Below are 3,988 nucleotides of genomic sequence, written 5' to 3' on the forward strand. Positions count from 1 at the left end.
GTGGCCAGGCGTCGGGCCGCGGGCCGGCCGGGGGTGTCGCTGGCCTGGGGTATGTGGGACGAGTTGGGGATGGGCACCGGCCGGGGGACCGGTCTGAGTGCCGAGCAGGGTCTGGAGTTGTTCGACGCGGCTCTTCGGCACGACCGGGCGTTGCTGGTCCCGACGCGCCTGGATCTGAAGGCGGTGCCGCGTGACGCGGTACCACCGCTGCTGCGTTCTTTGGTCCGGGCCCGTCCCACCCTGGCTGGTGGCGGTGACGCGGGACGTTTCACCGGCCTGGACGACACCGAACGTCAGGCGGCGTTGGTGCAGTTGGTCCGGCAACAGGCCGCGGCGGTGCTGGGCTATCCCGACAGCCGTGGTGTCGGCGCGCAGCAGACCTTCACCGAGCTGGGTGTGGACTCGCTGACCGCGATCGACCTGCGTAACCGGCTGCAGAACGCGGTCGGCGTGCGTCTGCCGGCGACGTTGGTGTTCGACTACCCGACGGCGCAGACCCTCGCCGAGTTCCTCCTCGACAAGGTCAGCGGCGGCCCCGGCAAGCAGATCACCACCCGTGCGGTGCGCACCGACGACGAACCCGTGGTGATCGTATCGATGGCCTGCCGGTTCCCCGGCGGGGTGTCCTCGCCGGAACAGCTGTGGGATCTGGTGCGTGATGGCGTGGACGCGGTCGGCGAGTTCCCGCCTGACCGGGGCTGGGCCGACGTCTACGACCCCGACCCGGAGCATCCAGGCACCAGTTACACCCGCCATGGTGGCTTCCTCTACGACGCAGGCAACTTCGATCCGTCGTTGTTCGGGATGTCTCCGCGCGAGGCGCTGGGCACGGATCCGCAGCAGCGGTTGTTGCTGGAGACGGCGTGGGAGACGTTCGAACGGGCCGGGATCGACGCCGGCTCGTTGAAGGGGTCGGCGACCGGGGTGTTCACCGGCGTGATGTATCACGACTACGCCGACCTGCTGGTCGACACCGCCGAAGCCGAGGGCACGGTCGGCTCCGGTGCCACGGGCAGTGTCGCGTCCGGCCGACTGTCGTACACGTTCGGACTCGAGGGCCCCGCGGTCACGGTCGACACCGCGTGTTCGTCGTCGCTGGTGGCGTTGCACCTGGCGGTGCAGGCCCTGCGCTCGGGTGAGTGTGACCTGGCGTTGGCCGGTGGAGTCACCGTCATGGCGACCCCGGCGACGTTCGTCGGGTTCTCCCGCCAGCGTGGCCTGTCGGTCGACGGCCGGTGCAAGGCGTTCTCCGACAGCGCCGACGGTGTCGGCTGGGGTGAAGGCGCGGGTCTGCTCCTGGTCGAGCGGCTCTCCGACGCCCGGCGTCACGGGCACCCGATCCTCGCCGTGGTGCGGGGCAGCGCCGTCAACCAGGACGGCGCGTCGAACGGCCTGACCGCGCCGAATGGTCCGTCGCAGCAGCGGGTGATCCGCCAGGCGCTGGCCAACGCCGGTCTGAACCCCGCCGATGTGGATGTGGTGGAGGGTCACGGCACCGGCACGTCGTTGGGTGATCCGATCGAGGCGCAGGCCCTGTTGGCCACTTACGGTCAGGAGCGGGAGACGCCGCTGCGGTTGGGGTCGGTGAAGTCGAACATCGGCCACACCCAGGCCGCAGCCGGCGTCGCCGGCATCATCAAGATGGTGATGGCGTTGCGTCACGACACGGTGCCCGCCACGCTGCATGTGGATGCGCCGTCGTCGCACGTGGATTGGGAGTCCGGTGCGGTCCGGCTGGTCCGGGACGCCGAGCCGTGGGACCGGGCAGATCGGCCGCGCCGGGCGGGTGTCTCCAGCTTCGGAATCAGCGGCACCAACGCTCACGTACTGATTGAAGAACCGCCGGCCCCGGCCGCTGCCGCAGCGCCGACGCGCGAGCTGCCCGCACCACCGGTACTGCTCTCGGCGCGGGATGAAGCCGCCCTGGCGATGCCGGATCACGTCGACCTGAACGTGGCATTCACCCTGGCCACCGGCCGGACCGCGCTGCCGGTTCGAAGCTATGCGGTGGGCGTAAGAGAGCTTGCCCCACCGATGGTCGCTTCCGAGCAGCGGACCGCCTTCTTGTTCACCGGTCAGGGTGCGCAGTGGCCGGGCATGGGCCGCGACCTCTACGACACCTACCCCGTGTTTGCGGACACGTTCAACGAGATCTGCGCGCAGTTCGAGCTGCCGCTGCTGGACGTCGACGAGCAGCTGGACCAGACCCGGTTCACCCAGGCCGCGTTGTTCGCGTTCGAGGTGGCCATGTTCCGCCTCCTCGAATCGTGGGGCGTCCACCCGGACGTGCTAATCGGTCACTCGATCGGTGAGGTCGCGGCGGCCTACTGCGCCGGGGTGTGGAGTCTGGAGGACGCCTGCCGTCTCGTCGCGGCGCGGGGCAGTCTGATGCAGGCCCTGCCGGCCGGCGGCGCGATGATCGCGATCCAGGCCACCGAGGCCGAACTCGCCGGCGAGGACGTGGACATCGCCGCGGTGAACGGGCCGCGGTCGGTGGTGATCGCCGGGCCGGTCGACAAGGTCGAGGCGGTGGCGGCGAAGTTCGCCAAGACCCGCCGCCTGGACGTCTCGCACGCGTTCCACTCCTCGCTGATGGACCCGATGCTCGACGAGTTCCGCGCGGTGGTCACCACGCTGACGTTCCACGAGCCGTCGATCCCGCTGGTCAAGGACGTGACGGACCCCGAGTACTGGGTGCGGCACGTCCGGGACACGGTCCGGTTCGCCGACGACGTGGCCGCTGCTGACGCGACCGCGTTCCTCGAGATCGGCCCGGACGCCGCCCTGATCCCGGCCGTCGCGCAGATCCGCGACGAGGCTCTGGTGATCCCCGTCTCGCGCCGCGGCAACACCGATGTGGTTTCCGCCGTAAGCCGGTACTGGGCCGCCGGTGGTGGCGTGGACTGGACGGCGTTCTTCGCCGGGACCGGCGCCACGTTGGTGGAGGCGCCGACGTACCGGTTCCAGCGGCAGCGGTACTGGCCGCGTCCGGCCGGCAGTCCGCGGAACACCCTTGCGATGGGGTTGTTGGGGACTGTGCATCCGTTGATTGGTGCGGGTGTGGGGTTGGCTGGTGATGGTGGGTTTGTGTTTACGGGGCGGTTGTCGAGTGTTACGCATCCGTGGTTGGTTGATCATGAGGTTGCTGGGGCGGTGTTGTTGCCTGGTACGGCCTTGTTGGAGCTTGCGATGTTGGCGGGTTATGAGGCTGGTTGTGGGGTGGTTGAAGAGTTGACGATGCGGGCTCCGGTCGTGTTTGACGGGGATGCCGCGGTGGTGGTGCAGGTGACGGTGGGTGGTGTGGATGGTGATGGTCGTCGTGGTGTGACGGTGCATTCGCGTCCTGATGACGGTGACGCGGCGTGGACGGTGCACGCGACGGGTGTTCTGGGAGCGGCCGGTGATGGTGCTGGCCGGCAGATGACGGGGTCGTGGCCGCCCGAGGGTGTCGAGGCGTCTGTCGATGGTTTGTATGCGGGGCTGGCCGGGTCGGGGTTCCGTTATGGTCCGCAGTTCCAGGGTTTGCGCCGGGTGTGGCGTGGTAGCGGCGGGGACATTTTCGCTGAGGTGTCGTTGCCTGTCGCGGATGAGGCGGGGCGTTTCGGTCTGCATCCGGCGTTGCTGGACGCGGCGTTGCACGCGTTGTTCTTCGGTGATGGTCCTGACGGGCAGCGGTTGCCGTTCGCCTGGGAGGGTGTCCGCCTGTATGCCACCGGTGCGCAGACACTGCGTGTGCGGCTGAGCCCGACCGGCGACGACACGGTCGCGATCGAGGCTTTCGACCCGGCCGGTCAACCCGTCTTGACGGCTGAGGGTTTGCGGTTGCGTGTTTTCGCGCCGGAGGTGTTGCGGCAGGCTGCTCGGTCTGTGGATTCGTTGTTTGGTGTGCAGTGGGTGTCGGTGGGGCGTCCGGGTGTGGGTGTGGAGCAGGGGTGGGAGGTGGTTCGTCCGGGTGATGTGTTCGCGGCGTTGGAGGTGGTGCAGGCCT

The 3,988-nt window shown here is 69.0% G+C and carries 1 protein-coding gene; it reads left to right on the forward strand.

Features of this window, described 5'->3' with window-relative positions; translation table 11 throughout:
• Positions 1–69: 69 nt before the first annotated feature.
• Positions 70–3,988 (forward strand): type I polyketide synthase (locus tag LDL48_RS43095; protein WP_225260991.1); only part of this gene is annotated, 3,919 nt, incomplete at its 3' end.

It is taken from the genome of Jidongwangia harbinensis, from assembly GCF_020216025.1.
GTDB lineage: Bacteria > Actinomycetota > Actinomycetes > Mycobacteriales > Micromonosporaceae > Actinoplanes > Actinoplanes harbinensis.